We start from the raw sequence: 1,783 nt of genomic DNA, 5'->3' as shown, positions 1-1,783 counted from the left end.
GTCCAGCCACCGCCCACCCCCGAGCGCGGCGAGCGCGAACGAGGCCCGGCTCCCTTCCCGATCGAGCAGGGCAAGCAGCAGATGCTCGGCATCGACGCTCCCCGCCCCGCCCCTCTCGGCATGCTCGACCGCCCCCGTCACCACCACGCGGGCGTCCTTCGTGAACCGCTCGAACATCAACGCCTCCCGTACTTCTTGTGCACGGCCTGCCTGCTGACCCCGAGTTCCGCGGCGATCTCCTGCCACGACCACCCTTGATTGCGCGCACTGCGCACCTGCACCGCCTCCAACTGCTCCAGCAGCCGGCGCAGCGCCGCGACGGCCCTCAGTCCGACGCGTGGATCGCGATCTCCCGCCCGTTCAGCGAGATCCGTAGCTTCACCCATACCCGTCAACCTAAGTTGACACCCAGTCCCCCGTCAACCCTGGTTGACAAAAAAACGGCGGGCCCGAGGCAAAGCCCCAAACCCGCCGCAAGGCGCACCTACAAACCCCAGCACCCTCAACCAGTAAGGACGATCTTCCCGAACTGCTCCCCCGAAGCCATCCGCTCAAAGCCCTCCCGGGCCCGGTCCATCGGAAGCACCTCATCGATCACCGGCCGCACTCCCGTGGCAGCACAGAAGGCCAGCAGATCCTCCAGCTCGTCCTTGGTCCCCATCGTGGACCCGACCACCTTCAGCTCCAGGAAGAAGATCCGCGTGAGCTCGGCATGCGAGGGCCGATCCCCACTCGTGGCACCGGAGATCACCAGCGTGCCCCCGGGCTTCAGCGACTTCACGGAGTGCGACCAGGTGGCGGCACCGACGGTCTCGATCACCGCGTCGACCCGCTCCGGCAGCCGAGCCCCCGACTCCACGGCCTCCACGGCCCCCAGCTCCACGGCCCGCTTCCGCTTGGCCTCGTCCCGACTGGTGGCGAAGACCCGCAGCCCCGCGGCCTTCCCCAGCACGATGGCGGCGGTGGCCACACCACCCCCGGCCCCCTGCACCAGCACGGAGTCCCCGGGCCGTACCCCCGCATTCGTGAACAGCATCCGGTACGCGGTCAGCCATGCCGTCGGCAGACAGGCCGCCTCCTCGAAGGAGAGCTCCTTGGGCTTGGGCAGCACATTCCACGTGGGCACGGCGACCTGCTCGGCGAAGGTCCCCTGATACCGCTCCGTCAGAATCGACCGCGGCTCCCTGGGCCCCACGCCGTGCCCGCTCTGTCCGATCACGGAGTGCAGGACGACCTCGTTGCCGTCCTCGTCGATCCCGGCGGCATCACAGCCGAGGATCATCGGCAACCGCTCCTCGGGCAGCCCCACGCCCCGCAGCGACCAGAGATCGTGATGATTGAGCGAGGCGGCCTTGACGTTGACGGTACTCCAACCGACACGGGCCTCAGGGGCCGGACGCTCCCCCAACTCCAGTCCGGAGAGCGGCTCGTCGCGGTCGATTCGGGCGGCGTAGACAGCGAACATGACCTTGACGATAGGCTCCCCCGCCACCCGACGGAACCACAGCCCCCTGTGAGACACGCCCTCTTGTCAACAGGTGGAAGAGCGGACCGGCACCCGCGTACGGCGGCAAGGGGCCGTGTCGGGGGGTGTCCGCCCGCAGCGGCGGGCGTCAACGCCGAGCCCCTCTTGAACTCACCGAGCCGCCCGACCGAGGACGGACACCCCCCGGCGCGGCTCCGCCCCACAACCCACCGCAAGGCGCAATGCGAACCCCCACCGAAGAGCAACGGGCCGCCGCAGGCCCCAGGGGCGCGAGGAACTGCGCGACCAGCCCCCACC

The 1,783-nt window shown here is 69.5% G+C and carries 3 protein-coding genes; all 3 read right to left on the bottom strand.

Annotated elements, in window-relative coordinates:
* On the bottom strand, nucleotides 1–177 hold a 177-nt coding region (locus tag L0P92_RS44180; RefSeq protein WP_273634165.1), incomplete at its 3' end, for a Clp protease N-terminal domain-containing protein.
* A complete protein-coding gene (locus L0P92_RS44175) occupies nucleotides 177–386 on the bottom strand; it encodes a helix-turn-helix domain-containing protein (protein ID WP_030049537.1) in 210 nt (69 codons plus the stop codon). The genes L0P92_RS44175 and L0P92_RS44180, both read right to left, overlap by 1 nt.
* A gap of 116 nt (nucleotides 387–502) precedes the next feature.
* Nucleotides 503–1,465, bottom strand: a complete 963-nt coding sequence (locus tag L0P92_RS44170; protein ID WP_234768772.1) for a zinc-binding dehydrogenase — start codon at nucleotides 1,463–1,465, stop codon at nucleotides 503–505.
* Between the last annotated feature and the right edge of the window lie 318 nt (nucleotides 1,466–1,783).

Origin of the sequence: Streptomyces muensis (assembly GCF_021474425.1) — a bacterium.
Classification (GTDB): domain Bacteria; phylum Actinomycetota; class Actinomycetes; order Streptomycetales; family Streptomycetaceae; genus Streptomyces; species Streptomyces muensis.
This window is presented reverse-complemented; position numbering and strand designations above follow the sequence as displayed.